General features: G+C 63.1%; 24 protein-coding genes. 11 read left to right on the forward strand and 13 right to left on the reverse strand.

Features of this window, described 5'->3' with window-relative positions:
- Positions 1-69 precede the first annotated feature (69 nt).
- The 3 genes from VWZ81_RS03590 to VWZ81_RS03600 all read left to right on the forward strand — a co-directional run bounded on the left by VWZ81_RS03590 (position 70) and on the right by VWZ81_RS03600 (position 3888).
- Positions 70-555 carry a (2Fe-2S)-binding protein gene (locus VWZ81_RS03590; RefSeq protein ID WP_340545972.1) on the forward strand — a complete coding sequence of 162 codons (486 nt, stop codon included), beginning with the start codon at positions 70-72 and terminating at the stop codon, positions 553-555.
- A 94-nt stretch (positions 556-649) separates the two neighbouring features.
- On the forward strand, positions 650-3013 hold the full coding sequence (locus tag VWZ81_RS03595) for a xanthine dehydrogenase family protein molybdopterin-binding subunit (RefSeq protein ID WP_416542104.1): 2364 nt from the start codon (positions 650-652) through the stop codon (positions 3011-3013).
- An 86-nt stretch (positions 3014-3099) separates the two neighbouring features.
- Complete coding sequence (locus VWZ81_RS03600) at positions 3100-3888, forward strand: FAD binding domain-containing protein (protein ID WP_416538998.1); 789 nt, start codon at positions 3100-3102, stop codon at positions 3886-3888.
- A gap of 101 nt (positions 3889-3989) precedes the next feature.
- Here the strand turns inward: VWZ81_RS03600 and VWZ81_RS03605 are convergent, their stop codons facing one another.
- Positions 3990-4631, reverse strand: coding sequence for a methyl-accepting chemotaxis protein (locus tag VWZ81_RS03605; protein WP_416542105.1), 642 nt, complete (start codon positions 4629-4631; stop codon positions 3990-3992).
- Positions 4632-4851: 220 nt separating this feature from the next.
- Positions 4852-5400: a translation initiation factor IF-3 gene (gene infC, locus VWZ81_RS03610; RefSeq protein ID WP_374015615.1), complete on the reverse strand. Its 549-nt coding sequence runs from the start codon at positions 5398-5400 to the stop codon at positions 4852-4854.
- A gap of 311 nt (positions 5401-5711) precedes the next feature.
- On the opposite strand from infC, the gene VWZ81_RS03615 reads away from it, so the two are divergent.
- Positions 5712-6437: a hypothetical protein gene (locus VWZ81_RS03615; RefSeq protein WP_416541420.1), complete on the forward strand. Its 726-nt coding sequence runs from the start codon at positions 5712-5714 to the stop codon at positions 6435-6437.
- An 80-nt stretch (positions 6438-6517) separates the two neighbouring features.
- Here VWZ81_RS03615 and VWZ81_RS03620 read toward each other — a convergent pair whose 3' ends face one another.
- The 6 genes from VWZ81_RS03620 to cobA form a co-directional block, all read right to left on the reverse strand.
- Positions 6518-7396 carry a ferredoxin--NADP reductase gene (locus VWZ81_RS03620; RefSeq protein ID WP_416542106.1) on the reverse strand — a complete coding sequence of 293 codons (879 nt, stop codon included), beginning with the start codon at positions 7394-7396 and terminating at the stop codon, positions 6518-6520.
- A 149-nt stretch (positions 7397-7545) separates the two neighbouring features.
- Positions 7546-7944, reverse strand: coding sequence for a DUF934 domain-containing protein (locus VWZ81_RS03625; protein ID WP_340545965.1), 399 nt, complete (start codon positions 7942-7944; stop codon positions 7546-7548).
- A gap of 3 nt (positions 7945-7947) precedes the next feature.
- Positions 7948-8727: a phosphoadenylyl-sulfate reductase gene (locus VWZ81_RS03630; protein WP_340545964.1), complete on the reverse strand. Its 780-nt coding sequence runs from the start codon at positions 8725-8727 to the stop codon at positions 7948-7950.
- Positions 8728-8731: 4 nt separating this feature from the next.
- The gene (locus VWZ81_RS03635) at positions 8732-10396 is read right to left on the reverse strand and encodes a nitrite/sulfite reductase (protein ID WP_340545963.1); all 1665 of its coding nucleotides are present in this window, start codon (positions 10394-10396) and stop codon (positions 8732-8734) included.
- A complete protein-coding gene (locus VWZ81_RS03640) occupies positions 10389-10697 on the reverse strand; it encodes a DUF2849 domain-containing protein (protein WP_260081637.1) in 309 nt (102 codons plus the stop codon). The genes VWZ81_RS03635 and VWZ81_RS03640 overlap by 8 nt, the downstream gene beginning before the upstream one ends.
- The gene (cobA, locus tag VWZ81_RS03645; RefSeq protein WP_416542107.1) at positions 10697-11533 is read right to left on the reverse strand and encodes a uroporphyrinogen-III C-methyltransferase; all 837 of its coding nucleotides are present in this window, start codon (positions 11531-11533) and stop codon (positions 10697-10699) included. Before cobA ends, VWZ81_RS03640 begins: the two co-directional genes overlap by 1 nt.
- Positions 11534-11679: 146 nt before the next feature.
- On the opposite strand from cobA, the gene VWZ81_RS03650 reads away from it, so the two are divergent.
- Together VWZ81_RS03650 and VWZ81_RS03655 are read left to right on the forward strand one after the other, a co-directional pair.
- Entirely contained in the window at positions 11680-12159 is a 480-nt protein-coding gene (locus VWZ81_RS03650; protein WP_340545961.1) for an Lrp/AsnC family transcriptional regulator, read from the forward strand.
- A 198-nt stretch (positions 12160-12357) separates the two neighbouring features.
- A complete protein-coding gene (locus tag VWZ81_RS03655; RefSeq protein ID WP_416541423.1) occupies positions 12358-13557 on the forward strand; it encodes an MFS transporter in 1200 nt (399 codons plus the stop codon).
- Positions 13558-13607: 50 nt separating this feature from the next.
- Here the strand turns inward: VWZ81_RS03655 and VWZ81_RS03660 are convergent, their stop codons facing one another.
- On the reverse strand, positions 13608-14792 hold the full coding sequence (locus tag VWZ81_RS03660; protein WP_416538995.1) for a cytochrome P450: 1185 nt from the start codon (positions 14790-14792) through the stop codon (positions 13608-13610).
- A 61-nt stretch (positions 14793-14853) separates the two neighbouring features.
- On the opposite strand from VWZ81_RS03660, the gene VWZ81_RS03665 reads away from it, so the two are divergent.
- The 5 genes from VWZ81_RS03665 to VWZ81_RS03685 all read left to right on the forward strand — a co-directional run bounded on the left by VWZ81_RS03665 (position 14854) and on the right by VWZ81_RS03685 (position 21739).
- The gene (locus tag VWZ81_RS03665; RefSeq protein ID WP_416542108.1) at positions 14854-16644 is read left to right on the forward strand and encodes a sensor histidine kinase; all 1791 of its coding nucleotides are present in this window, start codon (positions 14854-14856) and stop codon (positions 16642-16644) included.
- Complete coding sequence (locus VWZ81_RS03670; RefSeq protein ID WP_340545957.1) at positions 16641-17870, forward strand: sigma-54-dependent transcriptional regulator; 1230 nt, start codon at positions 16641-16643, stop codon at positions 17868-17870. The genes VWZ81_RS03665 and VWZ81_RS03670 overlap by 4 nt, the downstream gene beginning before the upstream one ends.
- Positions 17871-18547: 677 nt before the next feature.
- Positions 18548-19549 (forward strand): DctP family TRAP transporter solute-binding subunit, encoded by a 1002-nt coding sequence (locus VWZ81_RS03675; RefSeq protein ID WP_340545956.1) that lies wholly within the window; start codon positions 18548-18550, stop codon positions 19547-19549.
- A 109-nt stretch (positions 19550-19658) separates the two neighbouring features.
- The gene (locus VWZ81_RS03680) at positions 19659-20336 is read left to right on the forward strand and encodes a TRAP transporter small permease (protein WP_340545955.1); all 678 of its coding nucleotides are present in this window, start codon (positions 19659-19661) and stop codon (positions 20334-20336) included.
- Positions 20336-21739 carry a TRAP transporter large permease gene (locus tag VWZ81_RS03685; protein WP_416538994.1) on the forward strand — a complete coding sequence of 468 codons (1404 nt, stop codon included), beginning with the start codon at positions 20336-20338 and terminating at the stop codon, positions 21737-21739. Before VWZ81_RS03680 ends, VWZ81_RS03685 begins: the two co-directional genes overlap by 1 nt.
- 202 nt (positions 21740-21941) lie before the next feature.
- On the opposite strand, the gene tpiA is transcribed toward VWZ81_RS03685, so the two are convergent.
- From tpiA to VWZ81_RS03705, 4 genes are all read right to left on the reverse strand, one after another.
- Complete coding sequence (gene tpiA / locus VWZ81_RS03690) at positions 21942-22694, reverse strand: triose-phosphate isomerase (RefSeq protein WP_416538993.1); 753 nt, start codon at positions 22692-22694, stop codon at positions 21942-21944.
- 253 nt (positions 22695-22947) lie between these two features.
- The gene (locus VWZ81_RS03695; RefSeq protein ID WP_340545952.1) at positions 22948-23307 is read right to left on the reverse strand and encodes a HesB/IscA family protein; all 360 of its coding nucleotides are present in this window, start codon (positions 23305-23307) and stop codon (positions 22948-22950) included.
- 69 nt (positions 23308-23376) lie between these two features.
- Positions 23377-24648, reverse strand: a complete 1272-nt coding sequence (locus tag VWZ81_RS03700) for a glycerophosphodiester phosphodiesterase family protein (RefSeq protein ID WP_416542109.1) — start codon at positions 24646-24648, stop codon at positions 23377-23379.
- A gap of 384 nt (positions 24649-25032) precedes the next feature.
- The gene (locus VWZ81_RS03705) at positions 25033-25395 is read right to left on the reverse strand and encodes an SUF system Fe-S cluster assembly protein (protein ID WP_340545951.1); all 363 of its coding nucleotides are present in this window, start codon (positions 25393-25395) and stop codon (positions 25033-25035) included.
- Between the last annotated feature and the right edge of the window lie 291 nt (positions 25396-25686).

Consider the following 25686-nt stretch of genomic DNA (forward strand, 5'->3'; position numbering starts at 1 on the left):
GCTTCGCGCCGGCAAGCTCCCCGTGCTTAACTTCGGCCAGCGAGTTTTTGCGAGCCAAGGGAGGAGTTGATGGTGAAAGTCACAATGACCGTAAACGGTCGGACTGCCAGCGGAGAGGTCGAAGGGCGCACGCTGCTGTCCAGTTTCCTGCGAGAAGATCTGGGGCTGACCGGCACCCATGTCGGCTGCGACACCAGCCAATGCGGCGCCTGTGTCGTGCATGTGGATGGCAAAGCGGTGAAATCCTGCACCATGCTGGCGGCCGAAGCCGAGGGCGCAGATGTCGCCACCATCGAAGGGCAGGCTGCCCCCGATGGCACGCTCAACGTCATTCAACAGGCGTTTCAGGACCACCACGGGCTGCAATGCGGCTTCTGCACGCCGGGCATGGTGATGTCCGCAGCCGCGCTGTTGAAGGACAATCCAAAACCCAGCGAACAGGAAATCCGCGAATACCTTGAGGGCAACCTGTGCCGCTGCACCGGCTACCACAATATCGTGAAGGCGATCATGGCGGCCTCGGGTCAGGACATCTCTGCGCTGGCGGCCGAATAACGCCCGCCGCAGCTGCAAAAGGACCCACGACTGAACCACAGCATGACCAAGAGGTCTGCCTCTGCGCAGACCGTCCAGGGAGGAAATTTGGACAATGCCAAAGGATAGCGGCATCGGCGCCAGCCCGAAACGGCGCGAAGACATCAGGTTCCTGACCGGAACCGGCAATTACACGGACGACATTAATCTCAACGGCCAGGCTTATGTGCATTTCCTGCGCTCGGATGTGGCCCATGGTCGGCTGACCTCGGTCGACACCGCCGATGCAGCCGCCATGCCCGGCGTTGTGCGCATCTTCACCGGCGCGGACTTCGAAGGTGTCGGCGGGCTGCCCTGCGGCTGGCAGGTTACCGACCGCTTTGGCGAGGTGATGCAGGAACCGGCCCATCCGGTGCTGGCCCAGGGCAAGGTGCGCCATGTCGGCGATCCCATCGCCGCCGTTGTGGCCGAGACCCCGGAACAGGCGCGTGATGCCGCCGACGCGATTGTGGTCGACATCGAAGAGCTGCCCGCCGTCATCAACATGAAAGAAGCGGTCAAGGATGGCGCCACGAAGGTGCATGATGATCTGACCTCAAACCTCTGTTATGACTGGGGATTTGTCGAGGATAACCGCGAGGCGGTGGATCAGGCGATCAAGGACGCCGCCCATGTCACCACGCTGGAGCTGGTCAACAACCGTCTGGTCGCGAACCCGATGGAGCCACGCGTGGCGGTCGGGGATTTCAACCGCGCCACCGGCGACAGCACGCTTTATACCACCTCGCAGAACCCGCATGTGATCCGTCTCCTGATGGGCGCCTTTGTGCTGGGCATCCCCGAACATAAACTGCGCGTGGTCGCCCCGGATGTGGGCGGGGGTTTTGGTTCCAAGATCTTCCACTACGCGGAAGAGGCCTTCTGCACCTTTGCTGCCAAGGCTCTGAACCGGGCGGTGAAATGGACCTCGTCCCGGTCCGAGGCGTTTATGTCCGACGCCCATGGCCGCGATCACGTGACCAAGATCGAACTGGCGCTGGACGCGGACAACAATTTCACCGCGCTGCGCACCGAGACCTACGCCAATATGGGCGCGTATCTGTCGACCTTTGCCCCCTCGGTCCCGACCTGGCTGCATGGCACGCTGATGGCGGGCAATTATAAGACGCCGCTGATCTATGTGAATGTGAAGGCGGTGTTCACCAATACCGTTGCCGTTGACGCCTATCGCGGGGCGGGTCGGCCGGAGGCGACCTATCAGCTGGAGCGCGTCATTGATAAGGCGGCGCGTGAGCTGGGGGTTGATCCGATCGCGCTGCGCCGCCAGAACTTCATCACCGAATTCCCCTATGCCACACCGGTTGCGGTGGAATATGACACCGGCGATTACCACGCCACGATGGACAAGCTGGAAGAGATCGCCGATCTCAGCGGCTTTGCCGCGCGCCGTGCCGCCAGCGAGGCCAAGGGCAAGCTGCGGGGCCTTGGGGTGAACTGCTATATCGAGGCCTGCGGCATCGCGCCCTCCAACCTTGTCGGGCAGCTTGGCGCCCGTGCAGGCCTCTATGAGAGCGCGACCGTGCGGGTCAATGCCACCGGGGGCATCGTTGTCATGACCGGTAGCCACAGCCACGGGCAGGGGCATGAGACGTCTTTCCCACAGGTGATCGCCGAGATGATCGGCATCCCCGAGGATATGGTCGAAATCGAACATGGCGATACCGACAAGGCACCGATGGGCATGGGCACCTATGGCTCGCGCTCGCTGGCGGTGGGGGGATCTGCGATGGTGCGCGCCACCGAGAAGATCATCGCCAAGGCGAAGAAGATCGCCGCCCATATCCTTGAGGCCTCGGACGCGGATATCGAACTGAAGGACGGCCAGTTCACCGTCGCAGGCACCGATAAGTCGCTGGCCTGGGGCGATGTGACCCTTGCGGCCTATGTGCCGCATAACTACCCGCTGGAGGATATCGAGCCGGGGCTGGAGGAAACCGCGTTCTATGATCCGGCGAATTTCACCTATCCCTCGGGCGCCTATGCCTGCGAGGTGGAGGTCGATCCCGACACCGGCAAGGTCACCATCGAAAGCTTTGCCGCGGCGGATGACTTTGGCAATATCGTCAATCCGATGATCGTCGATGGTCAGGTCCATGGCGGCATTGGTCAGGGCATCGGTCAGGCGCTGCTGGAGGCCTGTGTCTATGATGACGACGGGCAGCTGCTGTCCGCCTCCTTCATGGATTACGCCATGCCACGGGCCGATGATCTGCCGTTCTACAAGGTCGATCATTCCTGCCAGACGCCCTGTACCCACAATCCGCTGGGTGTGAAGGGCTGCGGCGAGGCCGGCGCCATCGGCACCCCGCCCTCGGTGGTCAATGCGGTGGTGGATGCGCTGCAATCCGCAGGCAAGGATGTCACCCATATCGACATGCCCCTGAGCCCTGCACGGGTCTGGGCGGCGATGAACGGCTAAGGGCTCATGGGGGCGCTGCCCCCATACCCCCGGGATATTTCTAGCCAGAAGAAGGGCCTCATGCGCTCTTTGGGAAGGAAGCGAAGATGTATGAATTTGAATTCGAGAAACCCGCAACCATCGCGGATGCGGTCAAGGCGCTGGGTGCGGAGGATGCCCAGGCTCTGGGCGGCGGGCAGACGCTGATTCCGACGCTGAAGCAGCGGCTGGCGATGCCCAGCACATTGGTGAGCCTGAGCGGGATTGCCGAGATGCGCGGTGTCTGCCCGGATGGCGATGCCATCGCCATCGGCGGCGCCACCACCCATGCCGAGGTCGAGGCGGCAACCGCCAAGAGCTATCCGGCGCTGTCGGCGCTGGCGGGCCATATCGGCGATCCGGCGGTGCGCAACCGTGGCACCATCGGTGGCTCGCTGGCCAATAACGACCCGTCCGCCTGTTATCCGGCGGCGGCGCTGGCCAGTGGGGCCACGATCGTGACCAACACCCGCGAGATTGCGGCGGATGATTATTTTCAGGGGCTGTTCACCACCGCGCTGGAGGAAGGTGAGATCATCACCAATATCCGCATGCCGGTGCCGCAGGCGGCGCATTACGAGAAATTCGTCCAGCCTGCCTCGCGCTTTGCCCTTGTGGGGGTGTTTGTGGCGCGGTTTTCTGACGGTGTGCGGGTGGCAGTCACCGGCGCCTCGGAGGAGGGCGTGTTCCGCTGGAGCGCGGCTGAGGCGGCGCTGTCGGCGAATTTCGCGCCCGCTGCGATAGAGGGGCTGAGCGTGGATGCAGAGGGCATGATCGGCGATCTGCACGGCAGCAAGGCCTATCGCGCGCATCTGGTCGGCGTGATCACCAAACGGGCGGTGGCGGCTGCGGCCTGAGCCATCAGCGCGAAACGGCAAGACGGCCCCGGCGATCTGCCGGGGCCGTTTGCTATCTGGTTGCTATCTGGGCCGGTACTGACTGCCGACGGCGATGATCATCAGGCGCGCAGGTAGCCGGACATCGTGTCGAGCAGCGTCTGGGTGCGCCCGGAGAGGTTGCGGATTTCCGAGGCGATGACGGCAAAGCCCTTGCCCTGATCGCCGATGCGCGCGGCCTCGATCGAGGCGTTGAAGGCAATCAGCTGAATATGACGGCCGACGGTTTCGGCGTTTTCGATGGCTTCGCGCATGCCGTCATCCCGGGCGCTGTCGCGGGCTTTCTGCGCGTCGAACATGTCTTTGGTCATGTCGATCAGAAAGGCGGAGACCTCCGGTTCGACCTTGTACAGCGCCTGCGCCGTGAGGGAGGGCATGTCGCGTACCCGCTTCAGCACCTCGGCATCCGATTTCGTGTTCAGTACCTCGGCAAAAGGGGTCAGCGCGTCGATGGATTTCTTCCGTTGCAGGCAGAGATCCTCGGGCAGTTCGTATTCGCTTTCGGCCAGCAGCTTGTCCAGGCCCTGGGTCAGCATCTCATAGGCGGATCTGATCCGGCTCACCGACTGGTCCAGCAGGTCTTTCATCGTGTCGGGCGCGTGCTGGGTGTCTTCATTGGCCAGCACCACCAGCGCGAGAGAGGCGGCGCGGCAGGGCGCGATGGCCATGAAGGCACTGTTTTGGACGTCGCTGAGAGGCTTCAAGGGAGGCTCCATATTTGGCGGTGATTTTATTGTCGGCGGCGACCGAACGTCCTCTATCAGGTAAGCTGCGGGCGTAAATAAAACGTGACCATAAAATACATCTAAGCCGTGTGGCGCGAAAAAATATCATCGGTGCCAATGGTGCAAGCCATTGCCGCGACGACGAAAAAACCCCGCTCCGATTGGGGCGGGGTTCGAACGGTCGCGCGTGTGATCGCGGTTATTTCTGCGGCAGGGGGCCGATCATCATGATCATCTGACGGCCTTCCATCTTGGGCATGTTTTCGACCTTGCCCAGTTCCTTGATGTCTTCTGCAACACGCAGCAGCAGGTCGCGGCCCAGGTTCTGGTGGGCCATCTCGCGGCCACGGAAGCGCAGGGTGATCTTTACCTTGTCGCCGTTTTCCAGGAACTTGTACACGTTGCGCATCTTCACTTCGTAGTCGTGGGTGTCCGTATTGGGACGGAACTTCACCTCTTTGACTTCGATGATCTTCTGCTTCTTGCGTGCTTCGCTTTCCCGCTTCTGCTGTTCATATTTGAACTTGCCGTAATCCATGATCTTGCACACGGGCGGGGTGGCATTGGGCGAAATCTCGACCAGATCGAGACCGGCCTCTTCTGCCATCTGCATCGCCTTGGCGGGGTGGACCACGCCAACGTTTTCCCCCTCAGCGCCGATCAGGCGAATCTCAGGAGCACGGATTTTTTCGTTGATGCGCGGGCCGGTGTCGCGTTGCGGCGGCGCATTATGGGGTCTGCGGGCTATGACGTCTATCCTTCTGTCACTTCGGAAAAGTGCCCGGAAAGTAACGGTCCCGGGCCTGCGATTCAAGTCAATTGCGGGTATGACTGCGCATACCGCTGTTTTCAAGGTTTGTTTGCACAGAACAGCGTCATCAAAGGGTTAATTCTGCCTTGCGCTGATGTCGGCAGGCCGGGGTGGGCCAGACTGGCGGTGTTTGGCCGATGGCGGCGCCTGCCATTTATTCCCCTTGTAGTTTCAGGCGCCTAGCCCCAAGTGCTAAGCCATAAGCCTTGCCATGCTGCGGGGCATATGGAGAGATAAGGAGATCCATCATGAAACCGATCGTCATTGGCCTGGGTGTGGGAGCCGTCGCATTGGGCGGATATTTCTACGTCTCCTCCATGGGGACCGATCCCGAAACCGGCGCGCCTGCGACTGAAACCGTTGTGGTGACACCGGAGGCAGAACCTGCCGGTGAGACTGCCGCAGAGGTCGCTGCCGAAATCGAGAATGATGTGGCCACCGCCGCCGAAGAGGTCGAAGGCGCTGTCGACAGCTCCGTCGATGCGGCTGCAAAGGCCGTGAGCGATGCGGCCGCAGCGGTTGCCGAGGCGACCGAGGAAACCGTGAACGAGATTGCCGAAGGTGTCACCGACACTGCCAATCAGTTGCAGGACAGCACTGCGGCTGCTGTGGATGCGGCGGGTGACGAGGCAGCGGCGGCAGGTGATGCAGTTGCCGATACGGCAGCGGCGGCAGGCCAGGCGGCAGAGGATGTTGCCAATGACGCCGCCGAAACCGCCGAGGCGGCAGGCGACAGCGTGGCGGATGCCGCCTCCGATGCAACGGCTGCGGCTGAAGAGAACGGCGAAGCCGCCAGAGACGCGCTGCTGACGCCTGCGGGCTTTGACTATGACAAGGTGATCGCGATGATCGAGGACTCCTCGATGGAGGCGACACAGAAGGCGCTACTGGTCACCACCCTGGGTCAGGCGCGTGACAATCCGGCCCTGCTGGAAGCGACGCTGAAACGCATCAAGGACGCGCTGCCGCAGTAACGCGGGCAGATGTGCCAGACGACAAAGGCCCCCGCCAAACTCTGGCGGGGGCCTTTTTACATCAGTGCCGTCGCTGCGGATCAGTCGAGGAAGGCTTTTTCCACCACGAAATGCGCAGGCTTGGAATTGGCGCCTTCTTCCAGACCATAGGTGTTTTCAAACAGGTCCTTCAGTTCGAGGTTGAACGCCAGGTTGCCACAGATCATCGCGCGGTCGCTTTCGGGGTTCAGCGGCGGCACGCCAAGATCGGCAAAGGCCTCGCCCGAGCGCATCAGATCGGTGATCCGGCCCATCTTGGGGCTCTCCTCGCGGGTGGTGGTCGGGTAGTATTTGATCTTCTTCCAGAAGCCTTCGCCAATCACCTCATTGAGCAGCTCATCGGTCTTCAGGCTTTCGATCAACTCGCGGCCATAGGTCAGCTCCCCGACTTCGCGGCAGGTGTGGGTGATGATCACCTCATCAAATTTCTCATAGGTTTCCGGTTCGCGCAGCAGGCTGGCAAAGGGCGCGAAACCGGTGCCGGTGGCAAAGAACCAGATGCGTTTGCCGGGGACCAGCGCGTCATGCACCAGCGTGCCGACGGGTTTGGGGCGCAGGATAATCTCATCGCCCACCTTGATGTGCTGCAAACGCGAGGTCAGCGGGCCGTCCTGCACCTTGATCGAGTAGAATTCCATTTCCTCGTCCCAGCTGGGCGAGGCGATGGAATAGGCGCGCAGCAGCGGTTTGACCTTACCGGTCTTGGGGTCGGGATCGTTCATCAGACCGATCATCACAAACTCGCCCGAGCGGAACCGCAGGGAGGCAGGCCGGGTCACCCGGAAGGAAAACAGTCGATCCGTCCAGTGCTTGACCTCGGTCACGGTCTGGGCGTCGGGCAGGGCCGGTACGGCTTTGGCCGGTTTCGGATCGTTGGCAATGTCGGTCACAGCTTCAGTCACGGGGGTCATCTCGTTCATCGGTTGCTCTGCCGGAGGAGTAGCCGGCACCTCTGATTAGTCTTTGATACAGGTCAGGAAAACCCCCTGTTTTGCGAAACCGGCTCCGCGCAGGGCGCAAGGGAGCCGGGCCGACAGCGGGTCGTCCCATGAAGCGGAAGGGGGCTGGCTCAGCGCGCGGCGGTGCCGCGCAGGCGGGCCTGATAGTCATGCGCCTGCCAGTTGGCACGGTCGAGCCACTGGTCCTCGGGCTGGCGGGTGGCCAGATCGTCGCTGATCTCCACCTCGTCAAACCCGGAGCGCCGTGCCATCGCATATTGATCGGCCAGCACATGGCCATAGGCGCGCAGACGGCCGGTGTAGCCTGCCAGCCGCAGGCGCCGGGCAAGGGTAAAGCCCCGGCCATCGGCAAAGCTGGGGAAATGAATACGGATCATCTCCAGCCCTGGCAGCTGGTTGGACAGCGCCGAAGGGTCGGCATCAGGCTGCATCTCAATGGCGGTGTCGCTGTCAAAGCCCGCTGTCCAGCTGTCGGGGCCAAAGCCCGTATCGGTCACAATCACGCTCATCTATCAGGCTCCTGTGCGAATGAATTTGCCATCCACCACGTGGATGCCGCATTCTTCCTTGTCTTGGTTGCGCCAGCGCCCGGCCCGCGGATCTTCGCCTTCCTTGACGGGCGAGGTGCAGGGGGCGCAGCCGATTGAGGGGTAGCCCTTGGCCACCAGCGGGTGACGGGGCAATCTGTTTTCATCCATATAGGCGCGCACATCCTGCGGCGCCCAATGGGCGAGGGGGTTGATCTTCAGCCGACCGGTGGGGCCGGTGGCGGCCTCTTCCACCTCGAAGAACTCCAGCGCCGCACGGGTGCCTGCCTGGAACCGCTTGCGCCCGGTGATCCAGCCGTCGAACCCCGCCAGCGCCTTTTGCAGCGGTGCCGTCTTGCGCAGGGCGCAGCAGGCGTCGGTATCCGAGAACCGCAGCGCGCCATAGGGGTCTTTTTCGGCGATATCAGCGGCGCGGATCACCTGCACATTGCGCAGGCCCAGCCGCTCGCTCACCTCCTGCTGGTAGACCAGCGTTTCGGTGAACAACAATTCAGTATCGACAAAGACCACCGGCGTCATCGGGTCGATCACCGCCGCCATATGCAGCAGCACGACCGATTCCGCGCCAAAGCTGGAGACCAGCGCGATATGGCCCGCATCCTTCAGCGCGCCTTCCATCACCGCGGTGGCAGAATGGTGGCGAAAGCGCGCATTGAGCGCATCCACCTTTGTTGCCAGTGCCAGTTGATGCGCACTGCTGGGGCCTTGGTGTGTGTCAGTCGGTAGTGCCGCTGCATTGACCATGGTGCTAAGCAACCTTTTTCTGGGCCTCGGGGTAAAGCGCGGCCTTGAACGGATCCATGCCGACGCGACGATAGGTCTGGAGGAAGGTTTCCTCGGCGCTGTCGCGCAGAGAGAGATAGGCGGTGATCAGCCGTTCCACCGCAGGCACGATTTCATCATAGGCAAAACCGGGGCCGGTGCGGGTGCCAATGGCGGCGGTTTCTGTCGCGTCGCCACCAAGGGTGATCTGGTAGTTCTCCACCCCGGCGCGGTCGAGGCCAAGAATGCCGATGTGGCCGACATGGTGGTGACCACAGGCGTTGATGCAGCCCGAAATCTTGATCTGGAGATGACCCACCTCATGTTCCAGCTTCAGCTCTTCAAACCGGGTGGCAATCTCCTGCGCCACCGGGATCGAGCGGGCAGTGGCCAGCGCGCAGTAATCCATGCCGGGGCAGGCGATGATATCGGAGATCAGCCCGACATTGGCGGTGGCCAGCCCGTGGTCCTTCAGCGCGGCGTGCAGGGCCGGCAGGTCCGATTTATGCACATGCGGCAGGATCACGTTCTGCTCATGGCTGATGCGCAGCTCGTTATAGCCGAACCGCTCTGCCAGATCGGCCATTGCCCGCATCTGCGCGGCGGTGGCGTCACCGGGGGTCTGGCCATGCGCCTTGATCGAGATGGTGACGATGGCGTGGTTGTCATCGCGGTGCTCGGCCAGATTGGTATCCGCCCAGGAGCGGAACACCGGATCGGCATCATAGGCGGCCAGATAGGTCTCCAGATTGCCGCCGCGCAGTTTGGGCGGGGTGAAATGCGCCTTGATCTCCTCCAGCAGCACTTGATCGGTGCCGTCAAAGGTCTTGCGACGCTCTTCAAACCGCTCCTCCACCATCTCGCGGATGGTGTCGATGCCGTTTTCCAGCACGGTGATCTTGATGCGGGCCTTGTATTTGTTGTCGCGCCGACCCAGCAGGTTGTAGACCGCCAGCACGGATTCCAGATAGGGCAGCAGATCGGCCTGCGGCAGGTAATCGCGGATCACCTTGCCAATCAGCGGCGTACGGCCAAGGCCGCCGCCCACGATCACCTCAAACCCGGCAACGCCGTCGCGTTCGACCATGCGCAGACCGATGTCATGCGCGCGGGTCACGGCGCGGTCGTTGGAGCTGCCGGTGATGGCGATCTTGAACTTGCGGCCCAGGAACTGGAATTCCGGGTGATCGGTGGACCACTGGCGGATCAGCTCGGCATAGGGGCGCGGGTCGGTCAGCTCATCCTTGGCGGCGGCGGCGAAATGATCCGAGGTCACATTGCGGATGGTATTGCCGGAGGTCTGGATCGCGTGCAGGCCAACCTCGGCCAGCGCGTCCAGCATATCGGGCACATCGCGCAGCTTGGGCCAGTTGTACTGGATGTTCTGACGGGTGGTGAAATGGCCATAGCCCTTGTCCCACTTCTCCGCCAGCAGCGCGAGGGTGCGCATCTGGTCAGAGTTCAGCGTGCCATAGGGGATCGCCACCCGCAGCATATAGGCGTGCAATTGCAGATAGAGACCATTCATCAGGCGCAGCGGCTTGAACTCATCCTCGGTGAGAGAGCCGTCAATGCGGCGCTCCACCTGGGCGCGGAACTGGGCGTTGCGTTCGGCGAGGAACGCGGTGTCGAAATCGTTGTACTTATACATTTGCTGCGGCCTCCTGCTTGCCGTGGCGATAGTTGGATGGGCCGGTGCGGCGGAAATCTTCACGGAAATGGGTGGGTTCGGGGCCGTCAGCCCCCGCTTTTGCATCGGTCAGGTAGATGCCCACCACATGCTGCGCGTCTTTCTCCGCTTCGAGCAGGCGCAGCTGGGCTTCGGCCTCATCTTCGATCAGCTCGGCCTCTTTCAGCTCGCGGCTCCAGCCGTTGGTGTCGGTGAAATAGATCACGTCGCCCTCAAGCAGGTCGTTGGCGGTGATGATTTTCGGGGTAAAGGGGCGGGGCATCAGGCAAGCTCCATTTTCAAATCTGTCAGGGCCTGGGCGCTGGCGCGCGGGGCAAGGCCGAGGAATGTCAGCGCCGGGCCGGTCAGTTCGGCGGCGGCAAGATCGGTGGGCAGGCGGTCCAGCGTGGTTTCGATCACCCGCTGATTGGCGCGCGAGGCATTTTCGACAATGGTCATCGGCGTGGCGCGGTCGGCACCGTGCATGATCAGGCGGCCCTGCACGAAACGCGCGGATTTCTTGCCCATGTAGATGGCGGCAACCTCACCCGGACGGGCGAGAGCAGCCCAGTCGTGATCGGCAAAGCCCTTCATGTCGTGGCCGGTCAGAAACCGCACCGAGGCATTGCGCCCGCGCTGCGTCAGGCTCTGGCCGATGGAGGCCACGGCCGCGGAGGCGGCGGTAATACCCGGCAGGATCTGATAGGCGACACCGGCAGCCTCGCAGGCGGTGAGTTCCTCATCGAGACGACCATAGACGGTGGGATCGCCGGATTTCAGGCGCAGCACCTTCTTGCCCGCGCGGGCATGGGCCACCATGCGGGCGCAGATCTCCTCCTGGCTTACCTGCGGGCCGAATCCTTCCTTGCCGACGTCTTCCAGCTGGGCCTGCGGACCTGCAAGGGCCATGATCTCGGCGCTGACCAGACGGTCAAAGAGGATCACATCCGCCTGCAACAGCGCGCGCGCCACCTTCAGCGTCAGGAGGTCAGGATCGCCGGGGCCGGAGCCGGCAAAGGCGACCTCGCCAGCCACCAGCGACGTCGCGGCGACGGAGCCACAGGCCTGCGCGGGCATCGGCAGCGGCGCAGGGGGCGTTCGGGTGTCTGGACCGGTCATCTGGGGCCTCGTCTGGTTTGTTTGACTTACCCCTGAATATAGGAAATATTCCCCCTTATCCGCTATATGGCGCGGCAAATAAGGAAGATTGTTCCAGCTGGCGGCAGATGCAGGCGGGTTGATCCCCAAACAAGGAGAAAACAGGAATGACAGTGCGGATCGACGGCACGGACCGGAAAATTCTGGCGGAGCTGCAACGCGATGCGGGCCAGTCGCTGGATGAAATCGCCCGCCGTGTGGGCAGTTCCAAGACGCCGGTGTGGAATCGCATTCGCAAGCTGCGCGAGGCGGGCGTCATCGGGCGGCAGACCATGGTGCTGGATGCCGAGGCGCTGGGGTTTGAGGCCTGTTTCTTTGTGCTGATCCGCACCTCGGCCCATGAGGCGGAGTGGCAGGCGAAGTTCCTGAAGGCGTTGCAGGATCGCCCGGAGGTGCAGGAGGCGCACCGGCTGGCGGGGGATATCGACTATATCCTGAAGGTGCGGGTGAAGAACGCCCGTGCCTATGACAACTTCTATCAGGCGCTGATTTCCGAGGTGCGGGTGCATAATGTCACGGCCCTGCTGTCGATGGAGGAGATCAAATCCACCACCCTGCTGCCGCTAGAAGCCATCGCAGAGGAATAGCGCGCGGCCGTCAGATGGTGGCAAAGGAAAGGGGGCGCTGCCCCCTTTTTTGTGACCCACGCCTGCGGCGCAGGTCACATCCCCCGGAGTATTTCTGGAAAGATGACGGGGCGGCGGGGCAGCCAGTCTGGACGCTGGGCTTGCGCAGCGGGGGCGCTCCGGCAATGGTGAGGCATTTGCAGTTGAGTTGACTTGATCATGGCCATTTCCCCATCCTCCGCGGCACCTGTGGGTGCGGTGACGGCCCGCCTGCTGTTTCTGCTGCTGTTGTTCTGCGGCACGATCTGCACCGCCATGATTGTGCCCTTCATGAGCTATTTTCTGGTCAGGGGGTTGGGGTATGAGCCCTGGATCATCAGCGTTTATGCCGGGATGGCGATCAGCCTCACCCTGGTGGCCAACCGGCAGTTTGCCCGCCGCATCGATGCCGGCGCGCGGGTGTTTCCCTTGATCGGACTGGCCGCGGCGGGGTTTGTGTTTGCGGCGGGATCGCTGGCGCTGCTGCCCGCGCTCTGGGTGGTGCTGACGGCGGGTGTTATAGGGTTCGGGATCAGTTCCAGCGCGGTGTCGACCATGTTCAGCCTCGGCGGCAGTCTGGCCGAGCGTCACAAGGTGGAGCGGGTGCGGTTCAATGCGCATATGCGGGCCACGACTTCAACGGCCTGGATGATCGGCCCGGCTGTCACGTTTCTGATTGCGGATGGGATTGGTCTTCGGGCGGTGTTTGTGATGGCTGTTGCGGTGTCGATGGTCTGGATCTCTTTGTGGTGGTTTACGCTGCCCCGTGACATCACCGCGATGCCGGGCCGTGCGCCCGCGCAGGACAGCGCCGGCCAGACCGCAGTGGCGCCGCAGGGTTTGTGGCTCGCGGCCGGCTTTGTGTTCTGCCTGTCGAGCGCGCATTCGCTGACGTTTTCCGCCTTGCCGATCTTTTACGTCGAAGAGGTGGGGCTGCCCGGCTATGCGCCGGGGTTTGCCTTTAGCATCAAGACCTTTGTCGAGGTGATTGCGATCTTCTCCACCCCTTGGGTGATTGCGCGCATCGGCATGTGGCGGGCGCTGCTGGCGGTCACCGGGCTGGCGGTTGTGACGATCCAGCTGCTGGCGGCGGTGCAGAGCTTTCCGCAGATGCTGGCGGGGGCGGCGCTGGAGGGGCTGTATTACGGGTTCTATGCCAGCCTTGGCATCAGCTATGTGCAATCCTTTGCGCCTGACACACCCGCCCGCGCGACGGCGATCTACTGGAATACACTGATGGTGAGCGGGGTGATGGCGGGCCCGGCGGTCGGGCTGATTGCGCAGGCCTATGATTTTCAGACCGTGATCCGCTGCGCGTCGGCTGTGGCTGTTGTGGCTGCTGCGGTGCTGATCTTTGGACGGCCGCGAAGCCCAGCCTGAGGGGGGCGGTGGTGTTGTGGCAGGCCGCGCCGGCCCGCCACGTTTGGGGATCAGACCTGAACCATCAGGCCTGTCAGCCCGTGGAAATGGTAGGTGTTGTTATACTCCGGCGCGGCGGCCAGTTTCAGGTCGGGGCAACGCTCGAACAGGATCGGCAGGGCGATCTGCATCTCCATCCGCGCCAGCGGTGCGCCGACGCAGAAATGCAGCCCTGCGCCAAAGGAGGTGTTCACCTTCGCCGGGCGCGTGGGATCGAAGCGCTCGGGATCCTCCAGCATTTCGGGGTCGCGGTTGGCCGCCGCCAGCAGCAGTGCCACCTCATCGCCGCGCTGGAAGCTATGGCCGAACATCTCGACCTCCTCATAGGCGTAGCGGGTGAACATATGCAGCGGCGGGTCATAGCGCAGGATTTCCTCAACCAGACCTTCTATGCCGTCGGGGGCAAGCCAGCTTGTGTCCCAGCCCTGTTGCAGCATGGTTTTCACACCATTGCCCAGCGAATGCACCGTGGCCTCGTGCCCGGCATTGAGCAGCAGGATACAGGTGCCGATCAGCTCATCGGTGGAGAGGCTTTCGCCGTCTTCCTCGGCCTGGATGAGGCGGGTGATCAGATCCTCGCCCGGGGTCTTGCGGCGTTCGTCCACATAGGCGGTGAGGAAGTCGATGAATTCCTGGCTGGCCTTCGCGGCGGCGTGTTCGGTCTCGACCGTCTTGGAGGCCTGATACATGGCGACCATCTTGTGCGACCAGTCCAGGAGCTGCGGCGCCATATCCTCGGGCACGCCCAGCAGGCGGCAGATCGCGATCACCGGGACCTGAGTGCAATAGGTGGACAGGAGGTCAAAGGGCGCGTCCTGAGGGAAGGCGTCGATCAGCTCGTGGCAGAGGGTTTCGAGACCGGGCGCCAGCGCCTTGATCTCGCGGCTGGTGAAGGCGCGCAAGACAAGGCGACGCAGGCGGGTGTGGCGGGGTGGCTCTGCATCCAGGAGCGAATGCGCCTCGACCTGCAGGAAGGGGGCGAGATGGGCGGGGCTTTCGCGCGCCATCTCCGGCGGGATTTCGCGGCCAAAGCGGCGGTCGCGCAGCAGGGTATGAACAGCCGGGTGCGAGAAGGCCGCAACCATCTTGTAGTCCTGCCAGTAATGCAGATGTCCGTTCGCGCGGGCCTCGGCGTAAAAACCGTAGGGGGATTGGACAAAATCGGGGTCGGTGGGGGATTGGGTCAATGTCTTCATCTGCGCAGCTTTTGCCAAGGCGGCTGGTCAATGCAAGGGGGGCTTTGCTACTGTGCGGCCAATGACGCAGTTTCACGCACATCGCTGGATCATTCTGGCGCTTCTTCTGGGGGCGGTGGCGGCTGTGGCAACGGGTGTCTACCGGCTGGGCTATCGCCAAGCGCTTGATTCGCTTGCCGAACGCAGTGCAGCGGATCTGGCGCTGGCCTCGGACCGGGTGACCACGCAATTGCAGGTCTATCAGGAGCTCGCCGTGCTGATGGCCGATCACCCGACGCTGAAGCAGCTGGACCGCGCCGAGGCACGGGCGGCGGCGCAGGGGCTGCTGCGCGAGGTGGCGGACAAGACGGCGGCGCTGGATGTGTTCTTTGTCGACCGGGCGGGGCGGGTGGTGGTCGCTGCTGAGGGTGTGATGGGGCGCGATGTGACCCAGAGCCGCTACTTCCACCGTGCGATGCAGGGGGCGCTGGGCACCGGATATGATGTGCTGCAACCGGATGGGCGGCGGGCCTATGTCTATGCGGCCCCTGATTTCGACGGCGATGGCCGGGTGCGCGGCGCCTTGGTGGTGGTGGCTGATGTCGAGGATGTTGAGCAGACCTGGCGCGGCTCGCTGCCGGCGGTGTTTTTCACCAACCGGGGCGGTGAGGTGTTCATTGCCAACCGGCGGGAGCTGTTGTTCTGGCAGCGCAGCACCGACGGGCCGGGGTTGTCGCCGCCCGATGGGCGACAGGTGGCGCTTCGGTCCTGGCTCGAGGGGCCGCATGAGGTCTGGGATCTGCGCTGGTCGCCCTATCTGCCGGAGCGGGCGCTGCATCAGGCGGTGAACCTGCCGCAGATCGGCATGGTGGGGGAGATCCTGGTGGATGTGGCCCCGGCGCAGCGTCTGGCAGGATTGCAGGCGGCGGCGATGGCGGCGATCGTGCTGGCGCTGGGCACGATGCTGGCGCTGGCGCTGGAACGGCGGCGCACACTGGCGGAGGCCAATGCGGCGCTGGAAAGCCGGGTCGAGGCGCGCACGCGGGCGCTGTCGGCCACCAATATGCGGCTGACCCGCGAGGTGCAGGAACGTCAGGAGGCGGAGGCGGCGCTGAAACGCGCGCAGGAGGAGCTGGTGCAGGCGGGCAAGCTGTCGGCGCTGGGGCAGATGTCGGCGGGGATCAGCCATGAGCTGAACCAGCCGCTGATGGCGATCCAGCAATATGCCGAGAACGGCGAGGCTTTTGTGGCGCGCGGCAAGCCGGAACGGGCGGGCGAGAACCTGGGCCGGATTGCGCAGATGGCCGGTCGGATGGCGCGGATCATCAAGAACCTGCGTGCCTTTGCCCGCAACGAAAACGAACCGATGGGCCGGGTCGATCTGGTGCAGGTGATCAATACCGCCGTCGAGCTGACGGAGCAGCGGCTGCGGCAGGACGGGGTGGCGCTGGTCTGGCAGCCGCCTGCGGAGCCGGTCTTTGCCTGGGGCGGCGAGGTGCGGCTGTCGCAGGTGTTTGTGAACCTGATCAACAATGCCGCCGATGCGATGCTGGATCAGGAGCGCCGCGAGATCAGGATGGCGATTGAGACCCGCGGCGGGGATGCTGCCGCGCGGCTGGCGGTGACGGTGCGCGATATCGGTCCGGGGCTGAAGGAGCCCGAGAAGATCTTTGAGCCGTTTTATTCCACCAAGGCGGTTGGCAGCGCCGATGGCATGGGGCTGGGTCTGTCGATCTCTTACGGGCTCGTGCAGAGCTTTGGCGGCGATATCCGGGGCGTCAACACCGGCGATGGCGCCGAATTCACGGTGGAGCTGGACCGCTGGCGTGCGCAGGCAGGTGCCGAGCCGCAACAACAGGATGAGGTGGCATGACCAATCGTGTCTTGGTGGTGGACGATGATGCGGCGGTGCGGGCGGCGCTCGGCCAGACGCTGGAGCTGGCGGAGTGTGACGCGATCACGGTGGGATCCTTTGTGGCGGCCAAGGATCTGATCACGCCCGATTTTGACGGGGTGATCCTGTCGGATATGCGGATGCCGGGACGCGACGGGTTTCACCTGTTGCGCTATGTGCGCGAGGTGGACAGTGATCTGCCGGTGATCCTGTTGACCGGCGAAGGTGACATCCCGATGGCGGTGCAGGCGATGGCGGAGGGGGCGTTTGATTTCCTCGAAAAACCCTGCGCCACTGCGGATCTGATGACGGTGGTGCGCCGGGCGCTGAAGACGCGGGCATTGGTGCGGGAGAACCGCGCACTGAAGTCGCGGCTGGAAAGCGGCGATGCGGCGGCGCGGATGATCTTTGGCACCTCGGCGCAGGTGGCGGAGCTGCGCGCCCGTGCCCGCGCGGTGGCGGCCACCGGGGCCGAGGTGCTGGTGACCGGTGCACCGGGTGGCGGGATCTCCAAGGTGGCGGAGGTCATTCACCTGATGTCGCCGCGTGGTCAGGGCGCGTTTGTGAAACGCCCGGCGGCGGGGCTGACCCCTGATGGGTTTGCGGATCTGTGCCGCGAGGCGGCGGGCGGATCGCTTTACCTGGATGAAATCGCCGCCCTGCCGAAAGAGACGCAATATGCCATGCTGGAGGCGCTGGAACAGCGAGTGGAGGCGCGGGTTCTGGTTGGGACTGTCGCGGATCTGGCCGAAGAGGTGACGCGTGGCGGATTTCTGGCGGATCTGTTCTATCGGCTGGACGTGATGCGGGTGCGCATTCCGGCGCTGTCGGAGCGGCCCGAGGATATCCCGGTGCTGTTCAGCCATTACGTGGCGCAGGCGGCAGAGCAGGCGGGCATTGCCGTACCGGATATTCCACCGGACCATCTGGCGGCGCTGATGGCGCAGGATTGGCCGGGCAATGCGCGATCGCTGATGTCGGCGGCCATGCGTTTTGTCCTCGGCATGCCGGAGGAGGCGGCGCAATCGGCGGAACTGGGGCTGGCCGAGCAGCTGGCGCAGGTCGAGCGGTCCTTGCTCATAGCGGCGCTGGGCCGGCAGAACGGCCATGCCTCTGCCGCGGCCAAAGCCCTGAAGCTGCCGCGCAAGACGTTTTATGACAAGCTGGCGCGTTATGGCATCCGGCCTGAGGACTATCGCCGCTGAGCGCGGTCTGCTGTGTCTTTCGCTGTTTCTCGCCACGCCTGATCGGGCGGCGAGGGCAGTGAATGGCGGCGCCGCCGGATGGCCCCTTAGGGCGCATGGGCGGAGGGGGATGGGCGCGGGTGTCAGCCGGGGCCCATGTCCGTCAACCATGGCTGTCTGGACGCCTGCACCCTGCATGCTGCGGGGCGCGGGCCGGTCTCCTGCCGGGGCATGTGCCAGATGCCCCGGATCGGTGGACCGTGTGTCAGACGGCCCGGATGTCGCGACCGGCCCAATGTGACAGCTGCGGGTTAATCAAACGCGGGCAGGGCGCGCGGCGCCTGTGCAACGCCCCGGCGCCGCTGGCTCTGCCCGGTGCGGGCGTCGGATTTGAGTATTTATGGAAAGATGACGGGCGCTGATTCCCAAGACCGCATCCCGGGCCGCGTCTCGCGCACGCGCAGAATGTGCGGAAATCCGCACAGCAGGGCCGCCTCCCTGTGCGGGAATTCGCACAACCATGGTGGTGTCGCTGAGAGGTGACCTGAGATTGGTTCTGTAAGCTTTTGTTATAAATTCATAAATTTCCAGTCTCGTGACGCTGTAACAAAGGCTTGAGCGGAGAGGCCAGCGCCGTGATGCTGCCGTCGGGGTCTTTGCTGTTGCAAAGGCCAAGGAGATATTCTGGGAGGAAAGACATGAAATTTGTAACTGCTGCTGCCACCGCCGTGGCGCTGACCATGAGTGCCGGTGCCGCCATGGCGGCCTGTGAGGAAGGCGAAATCGTCGTCAAGTTCAGCCATGTGACCAATACCGACAAGCACCCCAAGGGGATTGCCGCCTCGCTGCTGGAAAAGCGCATCAACGAAGAGATGAACGGCACCATGTGTCTGGAGGTCTATCCGAACTCCACGCTTTACAATGACAACAAGGTGCTGGAAGCGATGCTGCAGGGCGACGTGCAGCTGGCCGCGCCAAGCCTGTCGAAATTCGAGAAATTCACCAAGCAGTTCCGCCTGTTCGACCTGCCGTTCATGTTCAAGAACATCGACGCGGTTGATGCTTTCCAGGCCTCTGACAATGGTCAGGCGATGCTGGATTCGATGCAGCGCCGCGGTCTGCAGGGGCTGGCCTATTGGCACAATGGCATGAAGCAGATGTCGGCCAACAAGCCGCTGATCGCGCCGTCGGATGCCAATGGGCTGAAATTCCGCGTGCAGTCTTCGGACGTGCTGGTGGCGCAGATGGAAGCGATCGGTGGCAGCCCGCAGAAAATGGCCTTCTCCGAAGTTTACGGCGCGCTGCAGCAGGGTGTTGTGGACGGGCAGGAGAACACCTGGTCCAACATCTACGGCAAGAAGTTCTTTGAGGTGCAGGACGGTGTGACCGAGACCAACCACGGCGCGCTGGACTATCTGGTGGTGACTTCTGTTGACTGGCTCGACAGCCTGGAGCCTGCTGTCCGTGAGCAGTTCCTGACCATCCTTGGCGAGGTCACGGCAACGCGGAACTCCGAATCCACCAAGGTGAACGCCGAAGCGCGTCAGGCGATCATTGATGCCGGTGGCGTGGTGCGTGAGCTGACGCCCGAGCAGCGCGCGGCCTGGGTCGAGGCGATGAAGCCGGTCTGGGAGAAATTCGCAGGTGACGTTGGTCAGGACATGATCGACGCGGCACAGTCGATCAACGCAGGCATGTAAAGGCCACAGGCTGAAGATCCGGGGCTGGCGCGACTGACGCGCCGCCCCAATTTGCACGGTGCGCCATCCGCGCCGGTATCCCATTATCCAAACATCGAGGGAGAGCGATATGGCGGGGGCAAAACCTGGCCCGACCGGGCTTATCAATACACTCGAAGAGACGCTGATTGCGCTGCTGCTGGGGCTGATGACCCTGATCACATTTGCCAATGTGGTGGCGCGATTTGTGTTCAATTCCAATATTCTCTGGGCGCTGGAGCTGACGGTGTTCCTGTTTGCCTGGCTGGTGCTCTTGGGCGCATCCTATGCGGTGAAGGTGCATGCGCATCTGGGGGTTGATGCGATCCTCAACATGGTGTCGGCGCCGGCGCGCCGGGTGATCGGGCTGATCTCGGTCGGCTGCTGCCTGGTGTTCTCGCTGCTGCTGCTGAAGGGCGCCTATGACTACTGGGCTGTGTTTGCCGATCTGCCGCCCACCTCCGGGCGCTGGTTTCCCACCGGTTTTGACATGTCAGCGCGCAGCCAGAGCTTCTACGAGGTGCAGGATGTGCCGATGGTGGCGGTGTTCGGATTTCTCGAAGAGCTGATCAACTACGGCGACTCTTACGAGAAACTGCCCAAAGTGGTGCCCTATGTGGTGCTGCCGCTGTCGATGCTGCTGATGTTGCTGCGCTTTGGTCAGGCGGCGGTGCAGATCCTGCGCGGCGATGTCGATCGTCTGGTGGCCAGCCATGAGGTCGAAGATGAAATTGCCGAGGTTCAGGCGCAGCGCGGGGAGCACGACTGATGGATGTCGTCCTATTGTTTTCCATGGTCATCGGCCTGTTGCTGATCGGGGTTCCGATCGCGGTGGCGCTTGGCCTCAGCTCGACGCTGTTCCTGCTGATCTATTCCGACAGCTCGCTGGCGTCGGTTGCGGGCACGCTTTTTGAAGCCTTCGAGGGGCATTTCACGCTGCTGGCGATCCCCTTCTTCATCCTCGCGTCAAGCTTCATGACCACCGGCGGCGTGGCGCGGCGGATCATCCGGTTCTCGATCGCTTGTGTCGGTCATCTGCCGGGTGGTCTGGCGATTGCCGGCGTCTTTGCCTGTATGCTGTTTGCAGCCCTGTCCGGGTCGTCACCGGCCACCGTGGTGGCCATCGGATCCATCGTGATCGCCGGGATGCGTCAGGTCGGCTACAGCAAGGAGTTCGCGGCCGGTGTGATCTGTAACGCGGGCACGCTGGGCATCCTGATCCCGCCGTCGATTGTGATGGTGGTCTATGCGGCGGCGGTTGAGGTCTCGGTGGGGCGGATGTTCCTGGCGGGCGTCATTCCGGGCCTGATGGCCGGGTTCATGCTGATGGTGACCATCTATGTGATGGCCAAGGTGAAGAACCTGCCCAAGGGCGAATGGCTGGGCTGGGGGGAAGTTGCAGCCTCGGCGGCCAATGCCTCGGTTGGTCTGCTGCTGATCGGGATCATTCTGGGCGGCATCTATGGCGGGATTTTCACCCCGACAGAGGCAGCGGCTGTGGCGTCGGTCTATGCCTTCTTTGTCGCGACCTTTGTCTACCGCGACATGGGGCCGCTGAAATCGGCGCCAAAACCGAAGGATCTGGGGCAGTTTGTGACCATGCTGCCCAAGATGCTGGGGCAGACCGTGGTCTATTTCATCCCGTCCTTCTTTCACGCCGATACGCGCCATGCCCTGTTTGAGGCAGGCAAGCTGACGGTGACGCTGTTGTTTGTGATTGCCAATGCGCTGATCCTCAAACATGTGCTGACCGATGAGCAGGTGCCGCAGCAGATTGCCACCGCGATGCTGTCGGCCGGCTTTGGTCCGGTGATGTTCCTGATCGTGGTCAATGTGATCCTGCTGATCGGTGGTCAGTTCATGGAGCCGTCGGGGTTGTTGGTGATCGTGGCGCCGCTGGTGTTCCCGATTGCGATTGAACTGGGGATCGACCCCATTCATCTGGGCATCATCATGGTCGTCAACATGGAGATCGGCATGATCACCCCGCCGGTTGGTCTGAACCTCTTTGTGACCTCCGGGGTTGCGGGGATGCCAATGATGGCGGTGGTGCGGGCGGCGTTGCCGTTCCTGGCGGTGCTCTTCGTGTTCCTGATCATGATCACCTATATCCCGTGGATATCGACGGTGCTGCCCAATGCGGTGATGGGGCCGGAGATCATAACAAAGTAGCGCTGCGGCGCATCCCCCCGCATATGAAAAGGCCCGGGAGAGTGTCCCGGGCCTTTTTCTATCTGGCGTTATGTCAGGGGCTTTGCCCCTCTGCGCTGGCGAGCATTCACCCCAGAGTATTGTGCGAAAGGTGAAAAGCGGGCACGGGGCGATGTCATCTTTCCCCAAATACTCCCGCCGGAGGCCGCGCCGTCAGGCGCGTTCAGTCGCTGGCGTCGAGAGCCGCGACAATGGGGGCGAAATCCGCAGCCTTGAGGCTGGCGCCGCCGACCAGCGCGCCATCGACATGGGCCACCGCGAAGATCTCCTTGGCATTGCTGGATTTTACCGAGCCGCCGTAGAGCAGGCGGATGGCATTGGCGGTTTCACCGCCAAAGCGTTTGACGAGGCTTGCGCGCAGGTCGTTGTGCACCTCTGCGATCTGTTCGACCGTAGGCACTTTGCCGGTGCCAATAGCCCAGACCGGTTCATAGGCGACCACCACATTCGTGCCGCTGGTGTCGTCCGGCAGCGAGCCTGCCAGCTGGGCGCGAACCACCTCCAGCGTCTTGCCGGCCTCGCGCTGGTCCTGCGTTTCGCCGACGCAGATGATGGCGGTGAGTCCCGCTGCAATGGCGGTTCTGGCCTTGGCGCGGACCATGTCATCGGTCTCGCCGTGATTGGCGCGCCGTTCGGAATGGCCGAGAATCACCGCGCTCGCCCCGGCGTCATGCAGCATTTCGGCGCTGAGGTCGCCGGTATGGGCACCGTAGGTCGCGCTATGGCAATCCTGGGCGCCGATGTCGACCTTGCTGTCGACGCAGACATTGGCTGCCCGGTAGAGCAGCGTTGCCGGGGGGCAAATCACCACTTCGGCTTTGGCCGACTTGCAGCTATAGGCCAGATTGCCCAGCTCGGTCAGCGCACTTGCGGTGCCGTTCATTTTCCAGTTGCCTGCGACCATCTTGCGACGCATCTGCGTATCTCCCTCAAAATCGGTGCTGCCTTCATGCCCCTGACGGGGGACAGCTTGCTGCTTGGCCTGTCCTAGCATTGTTCGGATTGGGGAACAATTCGCCTGTTCGCATGGAGCCTGTGGCCTGCACATGTTGAACAATACCGAAGTTGCGCGCCAAGGCTGCGAAAAACGGCAATGGGGCGTCTATTTTTTCAGGCCGCACGTCTGGGTTGTGATCTGCGTCTGCCCCAGTCCAACGGGGGCTGGCAGGTCAGCCTGCGGGCATATCCTTGAAGCTGATTGATTCCCCGCAGCCGCAGGCCTCGGAGACATTGGGGTTGTTGAACTTGAACCCGGCCTCCAGCAGCGAGACCTCATAGTCGATTTCGGTGCCGAAGAGGAACATCTGCGCCATCGGTGCAATCAGCACACGGGCGCCATCCTGTTCGACCACCTCATCGTTGGGATCGGGGGTGTCGACATATTCCATCGTGTATTCCATGCCGGCGCAGCCGCCCTTTTTCACGCCGATGCGCAGGCCGGAATGGCCGCCCTTGTCCATCAGCTTGGCGATCTGGGCCGCTGCCTTGTCGGTGATGGTCACCGCTTGTTTGCCGGGAATGCCGAACATCTCTGTCTCCACTATCGCGCGTTACCTCCAATTTAGGGGGGCGATGGCGCAGGCTCAAGGGGGGAGGGGTCAAAGCCCCATGCAATTGGCATAATAGGTGACTGTTGCGGGCCAGTCGGAGAATACGCCGACAACCCCCACATCCTGGGCCAGCACATCAAGGACCTGGTAGACGGCCGCATCCGAGGTCACCGCATCCGAGATCGACTGGAAATACCATCCGCCGCCGCTGGTCAGCGGACCGGAGCGTTCCAGCGTCCAGGTGATGATGTTCAGATCGGCCTCCTGCGCGGCCCGTGCATAGGCGGAGGGCACGATCCGGTCGCCATCAAGCGTCAGCAGCATCCAGATCGGTGGGGCGATGTAGTTGAGGCCCATCTGCTTCAGCTCCTGCATCGAGGGTCGGAAGGTTGCGGGATCCATCGGATCAATCTGCCCCTCATCGGCGTCATGGCGGGCAAAGCGGTCGTCGAGATAGACCGCCTGACGGCCGAACTCCGGCGTATGGGTGAGCCAGTATTTGATATCGCTGAGGTCAAAGCTCTGCACCCAGACATCCGCCGCAGGGATGCCGGCGGCGACATAGGCGTCGATCAGTTTCTGCGCATAGGCGTCCTGTGTCATCCCGTTGAAGGGCATGGCGACGGCGGGCGCCTTCAGTTCGGGCGTGAAACGGGCGCCCAGCTCGCGGAACAGGGCGATGCTGTCGGCATGGCTGAGCAGTGTTGCCTCGCCCTGATGCAGATTGCTGCGCCAGGGGGCCAGACCACCCTGAAAGGCCTTGGCGCTGGTGGCGGTGGCGTCGCTGCTGTCCATCTTTGGCTGCAGGGTCATCAGCTCTGCCAGCGTCAGATCGCTGGTGCGGCATTCGGCGGTGGCGGGGGTGTCGGCACTGGCCGGGGTAAAGGGCTGGGTGCAGTGCTCGGCGAGGGGGCTGGTGAGGATATCGGTGGTGGTGTGCAGATCGTTCTGCGAATGGCGGCAGACCAGTTCCAGGTCTTTGGTAAAGGTCACGTCGCATTCCAGGATCCCGGCGCCCATGGAGGCGGCGGCGCGGTTGCCCTCAACCGTGTGTTCGGGAAACATCAGTGGCGCGCCGCGATGCGCGATGGAGAACTCGGTGGATTGCGGGGTCTGTGCGGCGCAGGATTGCAGCTTCGTTTTCAGCGGGCCTTCGGGCAGGGCTGCGACCAGATACGCGGGGCGCGGCCCGTAGCTGAGGCTCATCGCCTCGGGCGCGGTGTCGGCGAGGGCGGGGCCGGTCAGGGCAGGGCCGGTCAGGAGCGGTGCGGCAAGGGCAAGTGCGATCAGCGACGTCGGGCAGGCGAAAATGCGGGGCAAAATATGGAACTCCAAATTGGGTGCGCGCGCCCGCGGGTGGTGTTGCGCGCTGCCGGGGCAGCTGTCGCGGAGGATCGGGCGGCTGCGGCTGAGGTGCCGCCAATTATAAGGCCGATATTACGGGGGGATGGGCCCTCGGGGCAAGGGGGCGGGCAGGGGGAGGCGCATTTATCCTGCGTTATGATCGCGCCACGGAACGGCCACGGGGGGTCGGGTCGGGCGTCGGCTCGGGCGTCTGGGCGGTCGACAATGGCGGCAGGGAGTGCAGCCTCGCGGCGGATATGACAAACGCGGCAGGCCAGAAGCGCTGCCGCGTTGCGGATGGTCGGTGCGGACGCAACGATGGGCGACCGCAGGATCAGGCCAGATCGTTCCTGCGTGGGCTCACATGAAGCCCAGTTCGAGGCGGGCCTCATCGGACATCATGTCCATGCCCCAGGGCGGCTCCCAGGTGAGTTCGACATCGACGCTCTTGACGCCGGGCACCGGCGAGACGGCATCCACGATCCAGCCCGGCATCTCGCCAGCCACGGGACAGCCGGGGGCGGTCAGGGTCATGATGATCTTCACGTCATTCTCGGCAGAGATGTCGATCGTGTAGATCAGGCCCAGCTCGTAGATATTGACCGGGATCTCGGGGTCATAGACGGACCGGCAAGCGTCCACCACAGGCTCGTACAGCTCGTGGCTGACAGAGGAGGGGGCGATCAGCGGTGTGCCTTCCAGCGGTTCGGATGCGTTGGTCATTCGGGCCTCGGTTCGTTTCCTGACTGTTTATATAGGGAAGCCGGGGCCGGGGGTCCAGTGGCGGATCGGTGGCAGCTACGAGATGGTCGAGATTGCAGGCTTGGTGAAACTGAGGGATGAGCGGGCCGGGGCGGGTTCCGGCCCGATGCAGGCAGGGACAGGGGAGCCTGGCTGACAAGGCTGCACATGCGCAACGATTGGGGTTGTTTTTTGCAAATAAAGCAGCCGCTCATTGTGGGGCAAAACGCTGATCGAGGGTGAGAGTTGTCCTTCAACTTCTAAAAAGGTCAC

The organism is Phaeobacter sp. JH20_34 (assembly GCF_048056095.1).
GTDB lineage: Bacteria > Pseudomonadota > Alphaproteobacteria > Rhodobacterales > Rhodobacteraceae > Phaeobacter > Phaeobacter bryozoorum.